The sequence below is a fragment of the Candidatus Thiothrix putei genome (genome assembly GCA_029972225.1).
Lineage (GTDB): Bacteria > Pseudomonadota > Gammaproteobacteria > Thiotrichales > Thiotrichaceae > Thiothrix > Thiothrix putei.
Genome location: CP124756.1, coordinates 1,286,013 through 1,305,141 on the forward strand (window position 1 = coordinate 1,286,013; position 19,129 = coordinate 1,305,141).

Below are 19,129 nucleotides of genomic sequence, written 5' to 3' on the forward strand. Positions count from 1 at the left end.
TATAAAAGGCTCTTCCTCTAGAATAATCCCCTGAAAGGCTGTTCCAAAAAATCACCCCGAAACACTGGGAGCTGATCGAAAAATTGCAGGAAGCCGGAGTCGTCAATATCCGCGAATTGGCACGGCTGCTGAAGCATAATTTTACACTCAAGACCAAGGTTGCCTGATTTCCCCTGCCAAGCTGCGGACGCACCCCGCCGCAGTTGGCACGGCAATCGCCTACAATCCCGCCCCACTTTCCGCTATCATACCCTCCTTGATGAACTGCCCATTGGTTTACCCCCATGCTGATCTTCCCCGGTAGCGTTGCCCTCTCCGAATTCCGCCGCAACAAGCTGTTGAGCGCCTTGCAAGCCATCGTGCCCACGATCACCGCTGTGCAAGCCGAATACGTCCATTTCGTGCGCAACAGCCGCGAACTGCGCCCCGACGAACACGCCCAATTGCAAGCGTTGCTGACCTACGAAGAAGTGCAAGGCAGCCACGCGTTCAGCGGCACATTGCTGCTCGTCACCCCGCGCAAAGGCACGATTTCGCCCTGGTCAAGCAAAGCCAGCGACATCGCCCACAACTGCGGCTTGACGATGGTGGAACGCATCGAACGTGGCATCGCCTACGACGTGCAAACCACTGCCGCGCTGTCTGAAGCCGAACGTCTCGCCATCGCCGCGCTGTTGCACGACCGCATGACCGAAATGGTACTGACCGACCTGCAAGATGCCGTCGTCCTGTTCAGCGAAGCCGAACCTGCCGCCTTACGCTACGTCGACATCAGCAATGACCCCAAAGCCGCGCTCGCCAAAGCCAACACCGACTGGGGCTTGGCACTCTCAGCGGATGAAATCGACTACCTCGCCGAAAATTATGCCGAACTCCAGCGCAACCCCACCGACGTCGAATTGATGATGTTCGCACAAGCCAATTCCGAACATTGCCGCCACAAAATCTTCAACGCCGACTGGATTATCGACGGCAAAGAACAGCCCAAATCGCTGTTTGCCATGATCCGCAACACCCACGCGCACGCGCCCGAAGGCATCCTCTCCGCCTACCATGACAACGCCTCCGTGATCGAAGGCCCGTTGGCAACGCGCTTTTTGACCGACGTAAAAACCGGCGAATACCACTACACCAATGAACCCGTCCACATCCTGATGAAGGTGGAAACCCACAACCACCCCACCGCGATTTCACCGTTTGCGGGTGCTGCGACGGGTTCGGGCGGCGAAATTCGTGATGAAGGCGCAACCGGCAACGGCTCAAAACCCAAGGCGGGCTTGAGCGGCTTCTCGGTATCCAACCTGCGCATTCCCGGCTACCCCCAGCCGTGGGAACACGATTTCGGCAAACCCGATCGTATCGTTTCTGCCCTCGACATTATGCTCGAAGGCCCTATCGGTGCTGCCGCGTTCAACAACGAATTCGGTCGCCCCAACATCACCGGCTATTTCCGCACCTTTGAAATGCAAGCTCCCGGTGCCAAAGGCATCGAGCTGCGCGGCTACCACAAGCCGATCATGATTGCAGGCGGCATGGGCAATATCCGCGAAAACAACATCAATAAAAACCCGTTGCCCGAAGGTACGCCGATTATCGTCCTCGGTGGCCCCGCCATGCTGATCGGTTTGGGTGGCGGCGCGGCCTCTTCAATGGCAAGCGGCACGAGCGCGGAAAACCTCGACTTCGCTTCCGTGCAGCGTGGCAACCCCGAAATGCAACGCCGTTGCCAGGAAGTCATCGACCGCTGCGTGGCATTGGGTACAGAAAACCCCATCCTCTCGATCCACGACGTAGGCGCTGGCGGTATTTCCAATGCCATCCCCGAAATCGTCAACGATGCCGGACGCGGCGGACGCTTTGAACTCCGTGCCGTCCCCAACGCCGAACTCGGCATGGCACCGATGGAAATCTGGAGCAACGAAGCGCAAGAACGCTACGTCCTCGCCATTGCCGAAGACCGCCTCGACACCTTCCGCGCCCTGTGCGAACGCGAACGCGCTGTCTATGCCGTGGTCGGGAATGCTACGGTTGAACAACAATTGCTGGTCGGCGATTCCCTGTTTGACAACAATCCGGTGAATTTGCCGATGAACGTGCTGCTCGGTAAACCGCCGAAAATGCTGCGCGACGTGCATCACCAAACGTTCCACAAGCCGGAAATCGACCTGAGCGGCATTGAACTGGGTGAGGCGATTGAGCGGGTGTTGCGTTTGCCAACCGTTGCCTCCAAGTCCTTCCTGATCACCATCGGCGACCGCACGGTAACGGGCATGGTGACACGCGACCAGATGGTGGGCGCGTGGCAAGTGCCGGTGGCGGATGTGGCAGTCACCTCCAGCGATTACACCACCAACTTCGGCGAAGCGATGGCGATGGGCGAACGCACCCCGATTGCGCTGGTGAATCCGGCAGCGTCTGGGCGTATGGCGATTGGCGAAGCGCTTACCAATATTGCGGCGGCAGACATTGCCAATATTCGCAATATTCGCCTGTCGGCAAACTGGATGGCAGCGGCGGGTTATCACGGCGAAGATGCCGCGTTATTCGACACCGTGAAAGCGGTCGGCGAAGAGCTGTGCCCGCGTTTGGGTCTAGCGATTCCGGTTGGTAAAGATTCGCTGTCGATGAAAACGGTGTGGCAGCAAGACGGCGAAAACCGTGAAATGATTGCGCCGCTTTCCTTGATCGTCACCGCGTTTTCACCCGTGCAGGACATCCGCAAAACGCTGACTCCGGCATTGTGTAGCGACGTAGGCGATACCGATCTGATTCTGGTGGATCTTGGCAAAGGGCGTAATCGCTTGGCAGCGTCGGCATTGGCGCAAGTCTACGGGCAAATCGGGCATCACGCGCCGGACGTGGATAACCCTGACGCGCTCAAAGCGTTTTTCGACACCGTGCAAGATTTGCGTGGCGAAAACCTGATTTTGGCGTACCACGACCGTGCCGATGGCGGCTTGCTGGCAACCTTAGCAGAAATGAGCTTTGCGGGGCATGTGGGCGTAACGGCTTGTATCGGGCAAATCAGTGGGCAAATGTTGCCAGCGCTGTTCAGTGAAGAACTCGGCGCAGTGCTGCAAATCCGCCATTGTGATACGGATGCAGTGTTGGAAGCGTTCCGTGAGGCAGGCTTGGCGCATTGTACCCACGTCATTGGCGAGTTGAACGACAGCGACGAGCTGGTGCTGACCTTTGCGAATAAGGAAGTGTACCGCGCTCCACGTGCCACTTTGCAGAAAATCTGGGCAGAAACCAGCTACCGGATGCAGGCATTGCGTGACAATGCTGATTGCGCCGCGCAAGAATTCGAGCGCTTGGATGATGTGCAAGACCCCGGTTTGCCGTTCGCGCCAAGCTTTGAGTTGGATGAAGATGTGGCAGCGCCGTATATCCGCACCGGAGTACGCCCCGCAGTTGCGGTATTGCGCGAACAAGGTGTGAACGGGCAGGTGGAAATGGCTGCGGCGTTCGACCGTGCCGGTTTCAAGGCGGTTGACGTACACATGACCGACATTATCAGTGGTCGGGTGAAGTTGAAAGATTTCAAAGGCTTGGTGGCGTGCGGCGGCTTCTCTTACGGCGACGTGTTGGGCGCTGGCGGCGGTTGGGCGAAAACCATTCTGATGAATCCACGAGCCAGTGATGAATTTGCAGCGTTTTTTGCGCGGCAAAATTCTTTCGGGCTGGGCGTGTGCAATGGCTGCCAGATGTTCTCGCAATTGCGTGACATGATCCCCGGTGCAGCGCATTGGCCACGTTTCTACCGCAACCGTTCCGAACAGTTCGAGGCGCGTTATTCGGCAGTGGAAGTGTTGGAATCGCCATCATTGTTCCTGCAAGGCATGGCTGGCTCGAAGCTGCCGATTGCAGTGGCGCATGGCGAAGGGCGGGCGGTGTTCGACACGGCGACGGCTGAAGGGATGTTGGCGGAAGGGCTGGTCGGCTTGCGTTACGTGGATAATCGCGGCAATGCCACCGAACATTACCCCGAAAACCCGAACGGTTCACCGTTGGGGATTACGGGTGTGACCACGGCGGATGGGCGTTTTACCATCATGATGCCGCACCCCGAACGCTTGTTCCGTGCGGTGCAGCATTCGTGGAAGCCGGATGATACGGGTGAAGATGGCGCGTGGTTGCGGATGTTCCGCAATGCGCGGGTTTGGGTAGGCTAAACGTTAGCCCTATGCAACACCAACGTATTCCCATGACTGTCGATGAATACCACCTGATGGAGCAGCCGTTCGGTTACAAGGTGGAATACTGGGATGATCATGCGGTTATTACGCCGCGTGAAAATCATGTTGTTACCCAGTTAAGGGTGGTGGCACGGGTAGTGTCGCCTGTTTGCCGTTTGGTTGCGCTTGACACTAGCCGACAGCAAGAAATGGCTGAAACTTTCTTTGCCGCTTTCCACGATACGGTTGAGTTTTGTGACTGGAATGAGAGCCATATTCGGGAGTTCGCCGACCGTAGTATTAGCGGTTATTTTGCAGGGAAGCGCGGTGTACCACATCCTGCTTCTGTGATGGCATTGGCTCAGGATGGCAGCATTATTGGGCTGGCGTTATTGCTGACAGACGAGGCGGGGGAGGTATGCTTGGATTTGTTGTGTGTTGTGCCTGCCTACCAACGTCAGAAAATTGCGACCAGCATGGTTGCGACTGCGGTCAATCAATTGTCTGTGTTGGGTGTCGAGACATTGAGCAGTGTTTACCACCTTTGTAATGAAAGTAGTCGTGATTGGCATCATCGGTTTGGTTTTGTGGATGTTTACGACCAGATGTATATCCGCTTGAAATATGCTTGGTATCGGAATGAAGTTTGGCGGCGTGACAAGCTGGGGTTGTTCGATGGCTTGGATGCGCTGAAGGCGGAACGGGATTTTTGGTTGGCGCAACTGGATGAGTCATCCAGTTTTGGCTAAAAATTGGGATATATCCACGATTATTAGCCAATTCTTCCTGTATTTACACGCCCAACGCATCCAGTTCATCCAGCAGTTGCAATGCACGCTTGGGATTGCCGCGTAACTTTGCAGCCATGAAGCGTTGTTTGGCTTCTTCCTCAGCCAATACTTGCACCGATAATTCAAACATGAGCTTGTTCAGGCTGATGTCGCGGATTCTGGCGACGCGCTTGAGCTTTTCCGCCATGTCTTCGGGTAAACGGATGGATAACGTTGTCATGCTCTTAATAACCTCAGTATCTGTTCCGGTGTGATGACTTCATAGCCCAAATGCTTGAGTTCAGCGCGGGCAAAGTCGTTCACGTTATTGGTAATAATGTAGGTAGCTCCGGCAGCAATTGCCAATTCCACTACATGGTTGTCGGCTTCATCGGTTAAATTGGGTCGCCACAGGTAGCGTGCATCAACAGGTGTGCAGACTTGGGCAAAGCCATCTAGGAATTCCATCAGAGTCACAGAGGTTTGCTTACAAAGTGCCTGAATATTCTTCCGATTCAGCAAGTCCTGATATTCCATGTAGAGTGCATTGCCAACGCATGGTTGCAATTCACCTTCAAGGCAACGGCGGAGAACTTCCCGATTTGGTCCTTTGCCGCCGATTAATCCGGCAACTAGCACGTTGGTATCGACTACGACTTTGATTGCCATCCAGAATTGCCATCATATATGCACACAAATGCCATTGTGTCATAGAATTTCGAAGACTTGAAGCATATTTGTTATGAATATGGTCTCTGCGCGGCGGGTGAGCCGCGACGTGAAGGCAGTGCATACGGATGTTCATGCGCTGCTCAATGCTGGAATCTTGTCAAAAGCGGATGACGGGCGAATTGTGTTTCCGTTTGATGCGTTGCATGTGGATTTTATGTTGCAGGCAGCTTGATCACAGCCGAAGAAAATCGGGGACATCCCCGATTTCCTAATTTCATCGTTAATGATGCTTAGCGTAACATGCACTTTTGCAAGTGTATTCTGCATCTTTAACTTGGTCTTCACACGTGGCTTTTAAATTTTCCCTGATAAGAAATTTCCCCTCATCTAGTCCAGTACAACCAGTTGCAATGGCACGTTCAGTTTGAGCTTCACAGTCTTTTTCACAAGCAAATTGTGCTTCAAAGGCAGGGTCTGCCGTTGTGCTACCGCCACTACCAAATAGCAATTTTCCGATGCCGCCAATCATCTTGGCTGCTCCCTCTACAGCGCGAGCTTGTCTTGCTTTTTTTTCTGCCAATTCTTTTTGGTAAGTGGTTTCGTTCAAATTCCATGGATTACCTGCGTATTCTTGAACCGCTTTCTGTCTTGAGTCGTAGGTTCTAGTGCATTCGCTTTCAGTGCGGCTCATATAGTAGTCACTACTGTCAGCAATACCGTTGGCAAGTTTAGCTTTGACAGTGAATTGCTTTGCTGGGGTACAGCTATCGACATATTCGATAAGCGGGTTATTGTCATCACTACCAGTCGACCAAAGATAAGAGTGTCCCGGTTTGAGTTCCACTGTTTTAGTTGCCTGTTGTGTGGCGGTTTCTTCCGCTTTAGCAACACTTTGGCTGTGCAGGCTCATGATTCCACCTAGCAAGAGAAGTCCACCCACCACAGCGGCGGCTTGCCCATCTGACATTTCACTTTCACTGGATGATGAACCCGTGCCAGTAATAGTTTTGTCTGCGAAAACGTATGAACTGTTGGCAATAAGCGAGATTGCCAAGCATGTGCTGAGGATATGCTTTTGCATAGGATGATGCTCCTGATGATTATTAAGGAAGTAAATGCCCGGTACATCATCAATTCTACGAATTACGTAGAGAATGCTCAAGTAAAATTTACGAATATCGTAGGATGTCAAAGCATCCTCAATCATTATTCGGTTCTCGTTTGCGTACAGCGCGAATACTTGCGGGTTTACCGCAGGATCGTTTGGGTGTGTTGATTGGGTTGGATGAGGGATGCAGCAGCGCCCGAATCAGTCGTTACGAAACGGGGACGCATGAACCGCCTTTCGAGACGGCTAAAAGTTTGGCAGCAGCATTGGGTATTCCGGCAGCATATTTCTATTGCGTATCAGACGAACTGGCGGACATCATTCTGGAGAGTCACGACTTGTCCGTTGATGAATTAATCAATGTTCTGGAATGGCTGCGTCATCTGAAGCAAGCAAGACAAGTCGGTAAAACCTGACCTACATCAAACTTATCCACAACCCCACCTTGAATTCCCTCACTTGCTACCCCAGATTTGTTCCATCTGACGCACTCGCGTCCAACCCAAATAATATAGGTAGCCCACATGAGAATGGACAAACTCACCAGCAAGTTCCAACTCGCCCTGCAAGACGCGCAATCGCTCGCGTTAGGGCGTGATCACCAATTCATCGAACCCGCCCACTTAATGATCGCGCTGCTCGATCAGGAAGGCGGTTCCACACGCGGTTTGCTCACCAAAGCCGATGTCAACGCCAACCAATTGCGTTCCAAACTGGGCGAAGCCCTCGACCGGATGCCCTCTGTGTCCGGCGGTGATGCAGGCAGCGTTCACGTTTCCAACGACCTCAGCAAACTGCTGAACGTCACCGACAAAATCGCCCAGCAGCGCAAAGACCAGTACATTTCCTCCGAACTCTTCATCCTCGCTGGGTTGGAAGACAAAGGCACGCTCGGCAATTTGCTGCGTGAGTGCGGCGCAACCAAAGGCGCGGTGGAAAAAGCCATCGAAGGGATGCGCGGCGGGCAAACGGTCAACGACCCCAACGCCGAAGACCAACGCCAAGCCCTCGACAAATACACCATCGACCTCACCGAACGCGCCGAACAGGGCAAGATTGACCCGATTATCGGGCGTGACGAAGAAATCCGCCGCATGGTGCAAATCCTGCAACGCCGCACCAAAAACAACCCCGTCCTGATCGGCGAACCGGGCGTAGGCAAAACCGCGCTGGTCGAAGGCTTGGCGCAACGCATCGTCAACGGCGAAGTCTCCGAAGGCATGAAAGGCAAACGCTTGCTCTCGCTCGACCTCGGCGCATTGCTCGCAGGCAGCAAATACCGTGGCGACTTTGAAGAACGCCTCAAAGCCGTCCTCAACGACATCGCCAAAGCCGAAGGCAATATCATCCTGTTCATCGACGAATTGCACACGATGGTCGGCGCAGGCAAAGCCGACGGCGCAATGGACGCAGGCAATATGCTTAAGCCTGCCCTCGCACGCGGTGAATTGCATTGCTTGGGCGCTACCACGCTCGACGAATACCGCCAATACATCGAAAAAGATGCCGCGCTCGAACGCCGCTTCCAGAAAGTGCTGGTCGATGAACCAACCGTGGAAGACACCATCGCCATCCTGCGCGGCTTGCAGGAAAAGTATGAAGTGCATCACGGCGTGGAAATCACCGACCCTGCGTTGGTCGCTGCCGCCACGCTGTCACACCGCTACATCACCGACCGCCAGTTGCCTGACAAAGCCATCGACCTGATCGACGAAGCTGCGTCGCGCATCCGGGTCGAAATCGACTCCAAACCGGAGGTGATCGACAAGCTCGACCGCCGCCTGATCCAGCTCAAGATCGAACGCGAAGCCTTGAAAAAGGAATCCGACGACGCTTCCAAAAAACGTCTTGCCGACTTGCAGGCTGAAATCGACCGTCTGGAAATCGAATCCGCCGATCTGGAAGAAATCTGGAAAAGCGAAAAAGCCGACGTGCAAGGCACTTCCCACATTAAGGAAGCCCTCGACCAAGCGCGGCTCGAATTTGAAACCGCCCGCCGTGCGGGCAATTTGCAACGCATGGCGGAACTGCAATACGGGCGCATCCCCGAACTCGAAAGCCAGTTGGCGCAAGCCGACGATGCCGCCGCCCACACTGAATCCAAAGCACCTAAGTTGCTGAAAACCAAGGTGACGGAAGACGAAATTGCCGACATCGTGTCACGCTGGACAGGCATCCCGGTCAGCAAAATGCTCGAAGGCGAAAAAGACAAGCTACTGAAAATGGAAGAGGTGCTTGCCAAGCGCGTGATTGGGCAAACCGAAGCGGTGGTCGCGGTATCCAACGCCATCCGCCGGGCGCGTGCTGGGCTTTCCGACCCCAATCGCCCCAGCGGTTCGTTCCTGTTTTTGGGGCCGACGGGCGTGGGTAAAACCGAACTCACCAAGGCGTTGGCGACCTTCCTGTTCGACACCGACGACGCGATGGTGCGCATTGATATGTCCGAATTCATGGAAAAGCATTCCGTCGCCCGCCTGATCGGTGCGCCTCCGGGCTATGTTGGCTATGAAGAAGGCGGCTATTTGACCGAAGCGGTGCGCCGCCGCCCGTATTCCGTAATCCTGTTGGACGAGGTGGAAAAAGCCCATGCCGACGTATTCAACGTGCTATTGCAAGTGCTGGACGACGGGCGTTTGACCGACGGGCAAGGGCGAACGGTCGATTTCCGCAACACCGTCATTATCATGACCTCGAATCTCGGTTCGCACATCATTCAGGAGCTGTCGGGCGAAGCTAACTACGAGCGCATGAAAGCAGCGGTGATGGAAGTCGTCGGTACGCATTTCCGCCCTGAATTCATCAACCGAATTGACGAAACGGTGGTATTCCATCCGCTGGATCAGGCAGAAATTCGCAAGATTGCAGACATCCAGCTCAACAACTTGCGTCAACGTTTGGCAGCGCGGGATTTGGGGATTCAGATTACCGATGCGGCACTCGACTTGCTGGCAGGGGCTGGTTTCGACCCAGTGTATGGTGCTCGTCCGCTCAAACGCGCTATCCAGCAGCAGGTTGAGAACCCACTGGCGCAGCAAATCCTCGGTGGCAAGTTTATGCCGGGGGATACGATTGCGGTGGGAGTGGAAGAGGGTAGACTGACGTTTATGCCGTTGGTAGTGGCGCAAGAGGTGTAACCGTAGGGTGGGTGGAGTGATGAGCTTCACCCACCCTCAAAATAATCCGTATCCACTTTCTTCACCTCGTAATGCTCAACCACTGACACGCCCACATTATATTCCACCATCAACGCCGCGAGCTTTTCCCCGTCAATCAAAATAATCCGCGTCTCAATCGAGCGAGCATATTCCTTAGCCTCACGGGAAAAGTTGGAGGTCGTCATGAAAATCCCTTTCTTCGCCCGCTGCCCTTGCAATGCCCCAGCAAATTTCTGGATTTCGGGGCGACCCACTGTAGCCTCCCAACGTTTCGCCTGCATGTACAGCACATCCACGCCCAAGCGGTCTTCGTTGATGATGCCGTCAATGCCGCCGTCGCCACTTTTGCCAATGGCACGACCAGCATCCTGACGATTGCCGCCGTAACCCATTTTGATTAGCAAATCGACCACCAGTTTTTCAAAGAAGGTCGGCGAGGCTTCTTTAATGGTTTCCAGCACTTCCTGCTCAAGATTGCGGCATAACAAACGGTGCGCGGAGGCGAGGATGTCTTCTGGTGTGTCATCGAAAATGACATCGGAATCCATGTCCAGCGTTTGCCCACTTTCAGTTTTAGTGGGGTGGCGGCGGTTTTTGAACGCTTGAAATTCGGGGAATGCTGTCAGTGTGGCAATGCGGATGCTGTGCGGATTAGCATCGAGCAATTGCCGTCCACGTTGAGTAATTACAAAATAGCCGCGTCGTGGCGAACGCAATGCTTCCGCGTGCTTGAGGTAGGAACGCGCCCAGCCCACGCGGTTGCCAAACACCGATTGCGTGCCGCTGGGGAGGATTTCGGTGCGTTCGGTTTCCGTCAAACGGTATTGGTCAGCAAGTGCGCTGACGGCATCACGCAGTTTGTGTTCTTGCCCATCCGCCGCGAGTTGCAGCAGGGGGCGCATCAAGGTTTGGTAGTCGGGTATGGGCATGAAGTCATGTTATGTTGTCGGATAAACACGATAATGCCACAAAAATACTGCTACGAGAGCGGCATTTTGTACGAATAACCGTAGGGATTTCTACTACGCCCGTTTGATGAGACGTATGATGAATAACAAAATGACAGCACCGACGGTTGCCCATACGATAGCACCCCAAATATCGGGGATATGAAAACCGGCTGCGCCTTCGATGAATCTTCCAACAAATCCACCGATAAATGAACCAATAACCCCGATAATAATATTACCGATTAGGCCAAAGCCAGCCCAATTCATGACGATACCTGCAAGCCAGCCTGCAATTGCGCCAATAGCTAAGAAAATGATGAGCTCAACAATACCCATAAGTAGACTCCTTTTAACCTGTGGTAAATTTATATAATTCGGCAAACGCCAAAATCAGTATAGGCACTAATTTAAAAATGGGTTATCTAATTGTATTTATTAGGACTATTAACGGTAGTGTTCACAGGATGAATGATAGGTTTACAGCGTGTGATGAGGTCATTAAGATGCGGCGTGCATTCATTTGCCAGTAAAGAAAGAGGTGTTGGCATGAGGCGTTTTGGATTGATGTTATGGCTGGCGGTGCAGGCAATGTTGGTGTCTGTCAGCGTGGATGCGGCTCCCGTTTTGGAGGTGCAAAATAGTTTGGTGCTTCCCCCGCACACGGTGAATGGGGTCAAAATCAGTGAACTGTCTGGGCTGGCCTGGGATCAGGATGAGCAATTGCTCTATGCCATTTCTGACAAAGGCGCGGTTTTTCATTTTCGTCTTGATTTGCAAGGCAATCGCCTACAAGCAGCTAATGCGGTGTATGCAGCAAACCTTGTGGATAAGGAGGGGGAACGTATCAAAAAAGGTCGTGGTGATTCCGAAGGCTTAACCCTGATGAATGCCAATAATGGCAAATACGGTGATTCGCAATTGGTGATTGCGTTTGAGGGTGTGCCACGCCTGATTCGGTTTACCCCACAAGGGCGAGCCATCAATAACATTACATTACCGGCAGTTTTGGATGATAGGCGTAACTATCGACACGGTAATCACGCGTTGGAATCCGTTACGTTTCATCCACGTTACAGCTTTATCACTGCCCCGGAAATGCCGCTTAGAGGTGAACCACGCAATTTACATACGCTGTATTCTACCAAGGGGCAACAATGGTCATTTACGGCGTATCCTGCCAAAAATAGTGCGATCAGTGGGCTAGAAGTCTTGCCTGATGGTAATTTATTGGTAATGGAACGGGCATGGTCAGGATTTTTGAACCCCTTGGTCGTTAGTTTACGTTATCTGGACTTCAAGCAGTGCTCTAAAGATCAGGTATGTACACTGCAAGACTTGAAGGTTTTTTCCAACCATCTGCTGGTTGATAATTACGAAGGGCTAACCCATATTCAGGGCAATCAATATCTGATGGTCGGTGATGACGGCAATGAAGATTTTCTGCCGACGACGCTGACCTTGTTTACCCTTGATCTGGGGAAATAAGTAAATGAACAAAAGTCGTTCGCTGATGGTGTTTCTGTGGCTGTTGTTGGCAGTACTGTTGTTATGGGTGGCACAACCGGTGTGGATTCCCTGGTTGCAGGAGCCTTCGGGAACAGCGCCTCGCCCGGTAATAGCACGTGGTGATTTGGCTGAAAATGAGCAAGCCACGATTGAGATTTTCGAGCGTAACAGCCCTTCGGTGGTTTATATCACGACAGTGGAGCGTGTGCTGAACTTGTGGAGTCGCAATGTGCGTGAAATTCCCCAAGGTACCGGAACTGGGTTTGTATGGGATAACACCGGACATATTGTAACCAATTACCATGTGGTGGAAGGTCATGATTCAGCCAAAATCCGCTTTGCTGATCAGCGGGTGTTTGAAGCGGCTGTGGTGGGGGTTAGCCCAGAACATGATTTAGCTGTATTGCGTTTGCAGGACATGGCAGATGCGCCACCGCCGGTGCAAATTGGCAGTAGCAGTGACTTGCGGGTCGGGCAACACGTATTGGCGATTGGCAACCCGTTCGGCCTCGACCATACCCTGACGGCTGGAATTATTTCCGCGTTACGTCGTTCTATTGATGGCGAGGAAGGGGGCAGTATGGATGGCTTGATTCAAACCGATGCCGCCATTAATCCCGGCAATTCGGGGGGGCCGTTGCTGGATAGTGCTGGGCGCTTGATTGGGGTGAATGTGGCGATTTATAGTCCATCCGGTGCGTCGGCTGGGATCGGTTTTGCGATTCCGGTGGATGTGGTGAATCGTGTGGTTCCCCGCTTGGTGAAAGAGGGGCGTTATACCCGACCCGTCTTGGGCGTGGCGTTGGATGACAGCATCAGTGAACGGATTAATGCTAAGTTGAATACAACTGGCGTTTTGGTGTTACAGGTGCAACCGAATACACCAGCGGCACAGGCGGGTATTCGAGGTACGCAATTGACTGTGCAAGATGAGCTAATTTTGGGGGATATTATTCAAGCTATTGATGGTAAAGCCATCGGTAATATCAATGAGTTAAATAGCCTGCTGGATAACTATTCCCACAACAGCAAAGTACGGATTAGCTTACTGCGCCAAGGGCAGCAGCTTGAGGTGGATGTGGTGTTGTCATTGTTTCGTTAATGTTGGGGGGGGCAAAGGCTGCGTAGAGCGCAGCCTTTGACATTTCAGGTAATATCAAGCTTCGTGATACAGCTTTCCGCCCATTTTTACGAATTCCACCGCTTTTTCCTGCATACCTTTTTGCTGTGCGGCGTAATCACGTACATCCTGCGTAATTTTCATTGAGCAGAAATGCGGGCCGCACATCGAACAGAAATGCGCCACTTTTGCGGAATCTTTCGGCAAGGTTTCATCGTGGTATTCACGCGCCCGATCCGGGTCTAGCCCCAGATTGAATTGGTCTTCCCAACGAAACTCAAAACGCGCTTTCGACATGGCGTTATCACGGACTTGTGCGCCCGGCCAACCTTTCGCCAAATCCGCCGCGTGTGCCGCAATTTTGTAGGTAATAATACCGACGCGTACATCTTCCTTGTTCGGTAAACCCAAATGCTCTTTCGGGGTGACGTAGCACAACATGGCGCAACCGTACCAGCCGATATTTGCTGCACCAATTCCTGAGGTGATGTGGTCGTAACCAGGTGCGATGTCTGTAACCAGCGGCCCTAAGGTATAAAACGGTGCTTCAAAGCAATCCCGCAATTCCTTGTCCATATTTTCTTTGACCATGTGCAACGGCACGTGACCGGGGCCTTCAATCATCACTTGTACATCGTGTTGCCAGGCGATTTTGGTCAATTCGCCCAAGGTTTCGAGTTCAGCAAATTGCGCCGCGTCATTAGCATCCGCCGCAGAACCGGGGCGCAAGCCGTCACCCAGCGAGAAGCTCACGTCATAAGCTTTCATGATCTCGCAAATGTCTTCAAAATGGGTGTATAGGAAGTTTTCCTTGTGATGTGCCAAGCACCATTTCGCCATGATTGAACCACCGCGTGACACAATGCCAGTGAGGCGTTCCGCCGTCATTGGCACATACGCCAAACGCACACCTGCGTGGATGGTGAAATAATCCACGCCTTGTTCGGCTTGTTCAATGAGGGTGTCGCGGAAAATTTCCCATGTCAGCTCTTCGGCTTTGCCATTCACTTTTTCGAGTGCTTGGTAAATAGGAACTGTGCCGATAGGCATCGGCGCGTTGCGCAGAATCCATTCACGGGTTTCGTGGATGTTTTTACCAGTGGATAAATCCATTAGGGTGTCGCCGCCCCAGCGTGCCGACCATGCCATTTTTTCGACTTCTTCTTCGATGGAAGAGGAAACCGCTGAATTGCCGATATTGGTGTTGATTTTGACGCGGAAATTGCGCCCAATAATCATCGGTTCGAGTTCGGGGTGGTTGATATTGGCGGGGATAATGGCGCGGCCTTCCGCCACTTCTTTGCGCACGAATTCGGGGGTGACTTCCGCAGGCAAGTTCGCACCCCATGCTTGTCCACCGTGCTGGCGTAGCAATTTGCGGTAACGCGGGTCGGCTCGCAGTTCTTGTAAGCGCAGGTTTTCGCGGATGGCGACGTATTCCATCTCCGGTGTGATAATGCCTTGGCGGGCATAATGCATTTGCGAGACGTTTTTGCCTGCTTTAGCACGACGTGGGGCGCGAATGTGTGCAAAGCGCAGGTGTGCGAGTTTCGGGTCGTTTTGGCGAGTTAAACCGTATTCGGAAGTAGGGCCATTGAGTTGTTCGGTGTCATCGCGTTCCAAAATCCAGTTCAGGCGCACATCGGGGATGCCTTCCATCAGGTTGATGGTGACAGCCGGGTCGGTGAACGGGCCTGAGGTGTCGTAGACTGGAATCGGCGGATTTTCTTCCGCACCAAAGCTGGCGGCGGTTGAGTCTTGGTCAATTTCACGCATTCCCACGCGGATGTCGGCGCGTGAACCCTGCACGTAAACTTTACGGGAATTGGGGAAGGGTTTTGTCACTTCGCTGGATAGTTCAGCGGTTTTTTTTAGGAAAGCTGCGGGTATTGCGCTCATCATTCTTTGCTCCATGAAGGTTCGGGTAAAAACTCCACGGCAAGCGCTGGAGCCTCCCTACACCGGTATGATCCGTATCAGGTTCCAAGGGTATAATCTCAGCCTGTCAAGGCACCCCCGGCTCATCAGGCTGCACTGTAACAGATTCGTGGCTAATCAGGTATAACCCGACAAATTGTCGCAGGAATAACACACTTGATCGGTACTTTGCGTTTTCTAAATTTGTATTTTAGCAAAGTCTTATATTATGCTGCGACTTTTAGAGTGTTATGTAGGAGCTTATGCATGAACGATTTAGTAGCACGCACTTATTGTGCAGTGCCATCGGAAGTGCTCAAGGCGCTATTGTTTACGGGGATCGCAGGGGTTATTTTCCTGAGCATCGCGCGGCTGATGGGGGTGGAAATACCGTCTGCTTTGATTGTTGGACTGATTGGTTTTTTCTTTGTTGGGGCTATTTTAGCATCACATGGCCTGTCTATTTTGCGTAAACCAGGACTCGTCTTGTTAGTGGGAACCGTGTCTATTGTTGCGGCTGTCCAGTTACAAGATGCTATATTGAATATTATCTAAGCACATCTGACGCCTCGGCAATCCATTACTGTTGCCGAGGAACAGACGGGTTATGCCGCATGATTACGCATGACTAATACGTCACACTGTGTTGCTTTGACAATGGCATTAGCAGTTGAGCCTAGAAACCCTAAAAATCCTTTTTTGCCACTGTGGGCAATAACAATTAAGTCAATATTTTTCTGCTGAGCAAACTCAAGAATGGCGTCAGTCGCAAAGCCTTCTTTGATGGCTGGTTCAACGCTCAACGGTAGATTAAGTTGTTGTACGAGTGCTTGCATCTTTTTCTCAGCGCTTTTTTGTTGTTGCTTACGTAGTTCTTCATTCAACATCAGGCTGGTGGACTCACCAAATGGTTCTATACCTAGCGGCACATCTTCGAGAACATGCAGCAGTGTCAGGCGAGCATCGTACATTTCTGCTAACTCCCGTGCGCGTTGAACCACGTTGATACTGGAGTCTGAAAAATCAATGGGAGCAAGTAGGTGTTGATAGCGGTACATACTGAAACTCTCCTTCTTTGCTTCTATGTCTATTTATGATTTTAGTCTAGTTGAGAGCATATAGTGAGAGTTTGAGCTATATCTGTATTCTCTGATTTAGGTGTTGAAGGAGTATCTGTGTCCAAGTGGTTCGTGAATTGTGTGACTGATCTTCTTATCGTCTTTGCTTTAGCAACGTTGTTGTTATTTTATGTGGCGGTGACGCATCCTGAGTTTTTCCCGCAACGTTTTTTTCAATATTGGGTTGTTGCTAAGCCTGAGTCGGTATCTACGGTTCCTGCACAGATTTCTGTGGTCACACAGGTGCAACCTTAATGCTTATCTGTTATGTTGCGCCCCAGAGCTGATCGGGCAATCGCTGCTTGTTGCGCAAGTAACAGGTGGAGGAAAGTCCGGGCTCCATAGGGTAGAACGCCAGGTAACGCCTGGGCAGCGTGAGCTGACGGAAAGTGCAACAGAAAGTAAACCGCCTTTGAGTTCGCTTAAAGGTAAGGGTGAAAGGGTGTGGTAAGAGCGCACCGCGTCGCTGGTAACAGTCGATGGCACGGCAAACCCCGTTCGGAGCAAGACCAAATAGGGATGCATTGGTGTGACCCGCACTGCATCCGGGTAGGTTGCTAGAGGTATACGGTGACGTATATCCCAGATGAATGATTGTCCATGACAGAACCCGGCTTACAGATCAGCTCTATCTTTCTTTTCATTACTTCTATTTGGTTCAGGCATTAAAACAAAATAATAGGCTGGCATGTCTTAATTTATTACCTTAAGAATCAATTGTAATTTATTGATAATAACTTGATTTTTTCATCAAAATCTTCGCTATTTGTTTTGTTTTTACCCCTCATTATCTTATTTAAAGTGATTTTTACGTGATTTTATTGACAGGGCTGTGATGTCTGCCTATATTCCCTCATAAGTGGAAGAAAGTGGGGTAAAGTGGATTGATTTCCCATTTTGAGTGGAATTAGACAGCATGTTTCGTGGTATTTCTAGTATATCGATTGATCCAAAAGGCAGGTTCGCTATGCCTGCTAAGTATCGTGAAGATATTGTAGAAAATGCGGGTGGTCAGATCGTTATTACAGTTGATCACACGGATAAGTGCTTGCTGGTTTACCCGCTGGATCAGTGGCTTAAAGTAGAGAAAACCCTGATGTCATTACCCAATATGAATCGGCGGGTACGCAATATGCAACGCCTGATTTTAGGGCACGCTGCTGAATTAGACCTGGATGCGCAAGGGCGAGTGTTATTGCCGATTCCCTTGCGTGAGTACGCCGGTCTCGACAAGAGAGCTGTATTGGTTGGTCAGGCTAATAAACTTGAATTGTGGAATGCTGATAGTTGGGATACCGCTCGTGAGTCTTGGTTGCAGGAAGCGCAAGAAGATAGCGAAGTGAGTGAAATCCTGAATCAGGTTTCTATGTAATATCGACAAAAGGTGGTTGATTCTGTGTTGAAACACGACACGGTGCTATTGCAGGAAGCCGTAATGGCATTAAATGTTCAGGAATCAGGCTGTTATGTCGATGGTACCTATGGTCGGGGCGGTCATTCTGCCTTGATTTTGGAGCGTTTGGGTGTAAACGGACGTTTGATCGTCATTGATAAGGATCCTGTTGCGGTTGAGTACGCACATCAGCGTCATGCGAATGACCCTCGTGTATTTGTCTGGCATGGTTCTTTTCGTGATTTTCCTCAAGCGTTACACGTTGCTGGTGTTACTGAAAAAATTCAGGGTGTCTTGTTGGATTTGGGGGTGTCTTCCCCGCAATTGGATGATGCAGAACGTGGTTTCAGTTTTATGCGAGAAGGGCAACTGGATATGCGGATGGATACTTCCAGAGGTGAAAGTGCTGCTCAGTGGTTAAACCATGCGGATGAATCGGAAATAGCGGATGTATTATGGCGTTACGGTGAGGAGCGTTTTTCTCGTCAAATTGCCAAGGAAATTGTCCGTGTCCGTGTACACAGCCCAATGGAAACCACTATACAACTGGCTGACTTAATTGCCAATGTGGTACGTAAGCGTGAGCCTGGGAAAAATCCTGCGACCCGTAGTTTTCAAGCAATACGTATTAAGGTCAATCAGGAATTGGATGATGTCGAGGCATGTTTACAACAAGCCGTTGAGTGGCTCGCTCCTGCTGGGCGTTTGGTTGTCATCAGTTTTCATTCATTGGAAGATCGTATTGTCAAACATTTTCTGCGTGATGTTTGTTCCGTACCTAGCTTGCCGAAGGGTTTACCCGTAATACCAGTCTTTATCCAACCGCCGATGAGAATGATTGGTAAGGCACAGCGTCCATCAGATGCAGAAGTGCAGGGTAATGTGCGTTCCCGCAGTGCAATGATGCGGGTGGGGGAGCGTGTGGCATGAACCGTGGAGGTTTGTTGAGCGTGGCACTGTTATATGTGTTAGTCATCGGTATGGCCTTATTGATTGTGGCTAATCGTCATCACTCGCGCCAATTATTTGCTGAGTTACAAAAGCTGGAAAAAGAACGCGACGAACTGAGTGCTGATTGGAGTCGTTTAAAGTTAGAGCAAAGCACCTTGTTGAATCAAGTACATGTGGAAACCCGTTCTAAACAGGTATTGAATATGCAGAAACCCTCCGCTGACAACATCAAGGTTATACGCGAGTGAAGCGCAAAGTATTGAAGTCACCTGTGTTTCAGGGAAGACGTTT

Annotated in this window: 19 protein-coding genes, 1 other RNA gene and 1 riboswitch; of the genes, 13 read left to right on the forward strand and 7 right to left on the reverse strand. The window is 51.5% G+C overall.

Going from position 1 to position 19,129, the window contains the following annotated elements:
• Positions 1-284: 284 nt before the first annotated feature.
• Positions 285-4,175 carry a phosphoribosylformylglycinamidine synthase gene (purL, locus tag QJT81_06625; protein WGZ95656.1) on the forward strand — a complete coding sequence of 1,297 codons (3,891 nt, stop codon included), beginning with the start codon at positions 285-287 and terminating at the stop codon, positions 4,173-4,175.
• Between the two features lie 11 nt (positions 4,176-4,186).
• Entirely contained in the window at positions 4,187-4,927 is a 741-nt protein-coding gene (locus QJT81_06630; GenBank protein WGZ95657.1) for a GNAT family N-acetyltransferase, read from the forward strand.
• A 43-nt stretch (positions 4,928-4,970) separates the two neighbouring features.
• Here QJT81_06630 and QJT81_06635 read toward each other — a convergent pair whose 3' ends face one another.
• Both QJT81_06635 and QJT81_06640 read right to left on the reverse strand, forming a co-directional pair.
• The gene (locus QJT81_06635) at positions 4,971-5,189 is read right to left on the reverse strand and encodes a toxin-antitoxin system HicB family antitoxin (protein WGZ95658.1); all 219 of its coding nucleotides are present in this window, start codon (positions 5,187-5,189) and stop codon (positions 4,971-4,973) included.
• Positions 5,186-5,617 carry a putative toxin-antitoxin system toxin component, PIN family gene (locus QJT81_06640; GenBank protein ID WGZ95659.1) on the reverse strand — a complete coding sequence of 144 codons (432 nt, stop codon included), beginning with the start codon at positions 5,615-5,617 and terminating at the stop codon, positions 5,186-5,188. Before QJT81_06640 ends, QJT81_06635 begins: the two co-directional genes overlap by 4 nt.
• 73 nt (positions 5,618-5,690) lie before the next feature.
• Between QJT81_06640 and QJT81_06645 the strand changes: the two genes are divergently transcribed.
• Positions 5,691-5,852 carry a hypothetical protein gene (locus tag QJT81_06645; protein ID WGZ95660.1) on the forward strand — a complete coding sequence of 54 codons (162 nt, stop codon included), beginning with the start codon at positions 5,691-5,693 and terminating at the stop codon, positions 5,850-5,852.
• Between the two features lie 48 nt (positions 5,853-5,900).
• On the opposite strand, the gene QJT81_06650 is transcribed toward QJT81_06645, so the two are convergent.
• Positions 5,901-6,827: a hypothetical protein gene (locus QJT81_06650; protein ID WGZ95661.1), complete on the reverse strand. Its 927-nt coding sequence runs from the start codon at positions 6,825-6,827 to the stop codon at positions 5,901-5,903.
• A gap of 14 nt (positions 6,828-6,841) precedes the next feature.
• Here QJT81_06650 and QJT81_06655 point away from each other — a divergent pair, with 14 nt between their 5' ends.
• Entirely contained in the window at positions 6,842-7,144 is a 303-nt protein-coding gene (locus QJT81_06655; GenBank protein WGZ95662.1) for a helix-turn-helix transcriptional regulator, read from the forward strand.
• Between the two features lie 108 nt (positions 7,145-7,252).
• Entirely contained in the window at positions 7,253-9,862 is a 2,610-nt protein-coding gene (clpB, locus tag QJT81_06660) for an ATP-dependent chaperone ClpB (GenBank protein ID WGZ95663.1), read from the forward strand.
• A gap of 26 nt (positions 9,863-9,888) precedes the next feature.
• Here clpB and QJT81_06665 read toward each other — a convergent pair whose 3' ends face one another.
• Positions 9,889-10,812 (reverse strand): restriction endonuclease, encoded by a 924-nt coding sequence (locus QJT81_06665; GenBank protein WGZ95664.1) that lies wholly within the window; start codon positions 10,810-10,812, stop codon positions 9,889-9,891.
• 93 nt (positions 10,813-10,905) lie between these two features.
• Positions 10,906-11,169, reverse strand: a complete 264-nt coding sequence (locus QJT81_06670; protein ID WGZ95665.1) for a GlsB/YeaQ/YmgE family stress response membrane protein — start codon at positions 11,167-11,169, stop codon at positions 10,906-10,908.
• A 210-nt stretch (positions 11,170-11,379) separates the two neighbouring features.
• Here QJT81_06670 and QJT81_06675 point away from each other — a divergent pair, with 210 nt between their 5' ends.
• Both QJT81_06675 and QJT81_06680 read left to right on the forward strand, forming a co-directional pair.
• Positions 11,380-12,318 carry an esterase-like activity of phytase family protein gene (locus QJT81_06675; protein ID WGZ95666.1) on the forward strand — a complete coding sequence of 313 codons (939 nt, stop codon included), beginning with the start codon at positions 11,380-11,382 and terminating at the stop codon, positions 12,316-12,318.
• A gap of 4 nt (positions 12,319-12,322) precedes the next feature.
• Complete coding sequence (locus QJT81_06680) at positions 12,323-13,441, forward strand: trypsin-like peptidase domain-containing protein (protein ID WGZ95667.1); 1,119 nt, start codon at positions 12,323-12,325, stop codon at positions 13,439-13,441.
• 54 nt (positions 13,442-13,495) lie between these two features.
• Here the strand turns inward: QJT81_06680 and thiC are convergent, their stop codons facing one another.
• On the reverse strand, positions 13,496-15,358 hold the full coding sequence (gene thiC, locus QJT81_06685) for a phosphomethylpyrimidine synthase ThiC (protein ID WGZ96457.1): 1,863 nt from the start codon (positions 15,356-15,358) through the stop codon (positions 13,496-13,498).
• A 37-nt stretch (positions 15,359-15,395) separates the two neighbouring features.
• A riboswitch (TPP riboswitch) is annotated at positions 15,396-15,487 on the reverse strand.
• 156 nt (positions 15,488-15,643) lie between these two features.
• Between thiC and QJT81_06690 the strand changes: the two genes are divergently transcribed.
• Positions 15,644-15,931, forward strand: a complete 288-nt coding sequence (locus QJT81_06690; GenBank protein ID WGZ95668.1) for a hypothetical protein — start codon at positions 15,644-15,646, stop codon at positions 15,929-15,931.
• Between the two features lie 50 nt (positions 15,932-15,981).
• Here QJT81_06690 and QJT81_06695 read toward each other — a convergent pair whose 3' ends face one another.
• Positions 15,982-16,434 carry a universal stress protein gene (locus QJT81_06695; protein WGZ95669.1) on the reverse strand — a complete coding sequence of 151 codons (453 nt, stop codon included), beginning with the start codon at positions 16,432-16,434 and terminating at the stop codon, positions 15,982-15,984.
• Positions 16,435-16,551: 117 nt separating this feature from the next.
• Between QJT81_06695 and QJT81_06700 the strand changes: the two genes are divergently transcribed.
• The 5 genes from QJT81_06700 to ftsL all read left to right on the forward strand — a co-directional run bounded on the left by QJT81_06700 (position 16,552) and on the right by ftsL (position 19,086).
• Positions 16,552-16,749, forward strand: coding sequence for a hypothetical protein (locus tag QJT81_06700; GenBank protein WGZ95670.1), 198 nt, complete (start codon positions 16,552-16,554; stop codon positions 16,747-16,749).
• A 24-nt stretch (positions 16,750-16,773) separates the two neighbouring features.
• Positions 16,774-17,128, forward strand: an RNA gene (gene rnpB, locus QJT81_06705) — RNase P RNA component class A.
• Between the two features lie 282 nt (positions 17,129-17,410).
• Entirely contained in the window at positions 17,411-17,866 is a 456-nt protein-coding gene (gene mraZ / locus QJT81_06710; protein ID WGZ95671.1) for a division/cell wall cluster transcriptional repressor MraZ, read from the forward strand.
• 12 nt (positions 17,867-17,878) lie between these two features.
• On the forward strand, positions 17,879-18,817 hold the full coding sequence (gene rsmH, locus QJT81_06715) for a 16S rRNA (cytosine(1402)-N(4))-methyltransferase RsmH (GenBank protein WGZ95672.1): 939 nt from the start codon (positions 17,879-17,881) through the stop codon (positions 18,815-18,817).
• Complete coding sequence (gene ftsL / locus QJT81_06720; protein WGZ95673.1) at positions 18,814-19,086, forward strand: cell division protein FtsL; 273 nt, start codon at positions 18,814-18,816, stop codon at positions 19,084-19,086. The genes rsmH and ftsL overlap by 4 nt, the downstream gene beginning before the upstream one ends.
• The last annotated feature ends 43 nt before the right edge of the window (positions 19,087-19,129 follow it).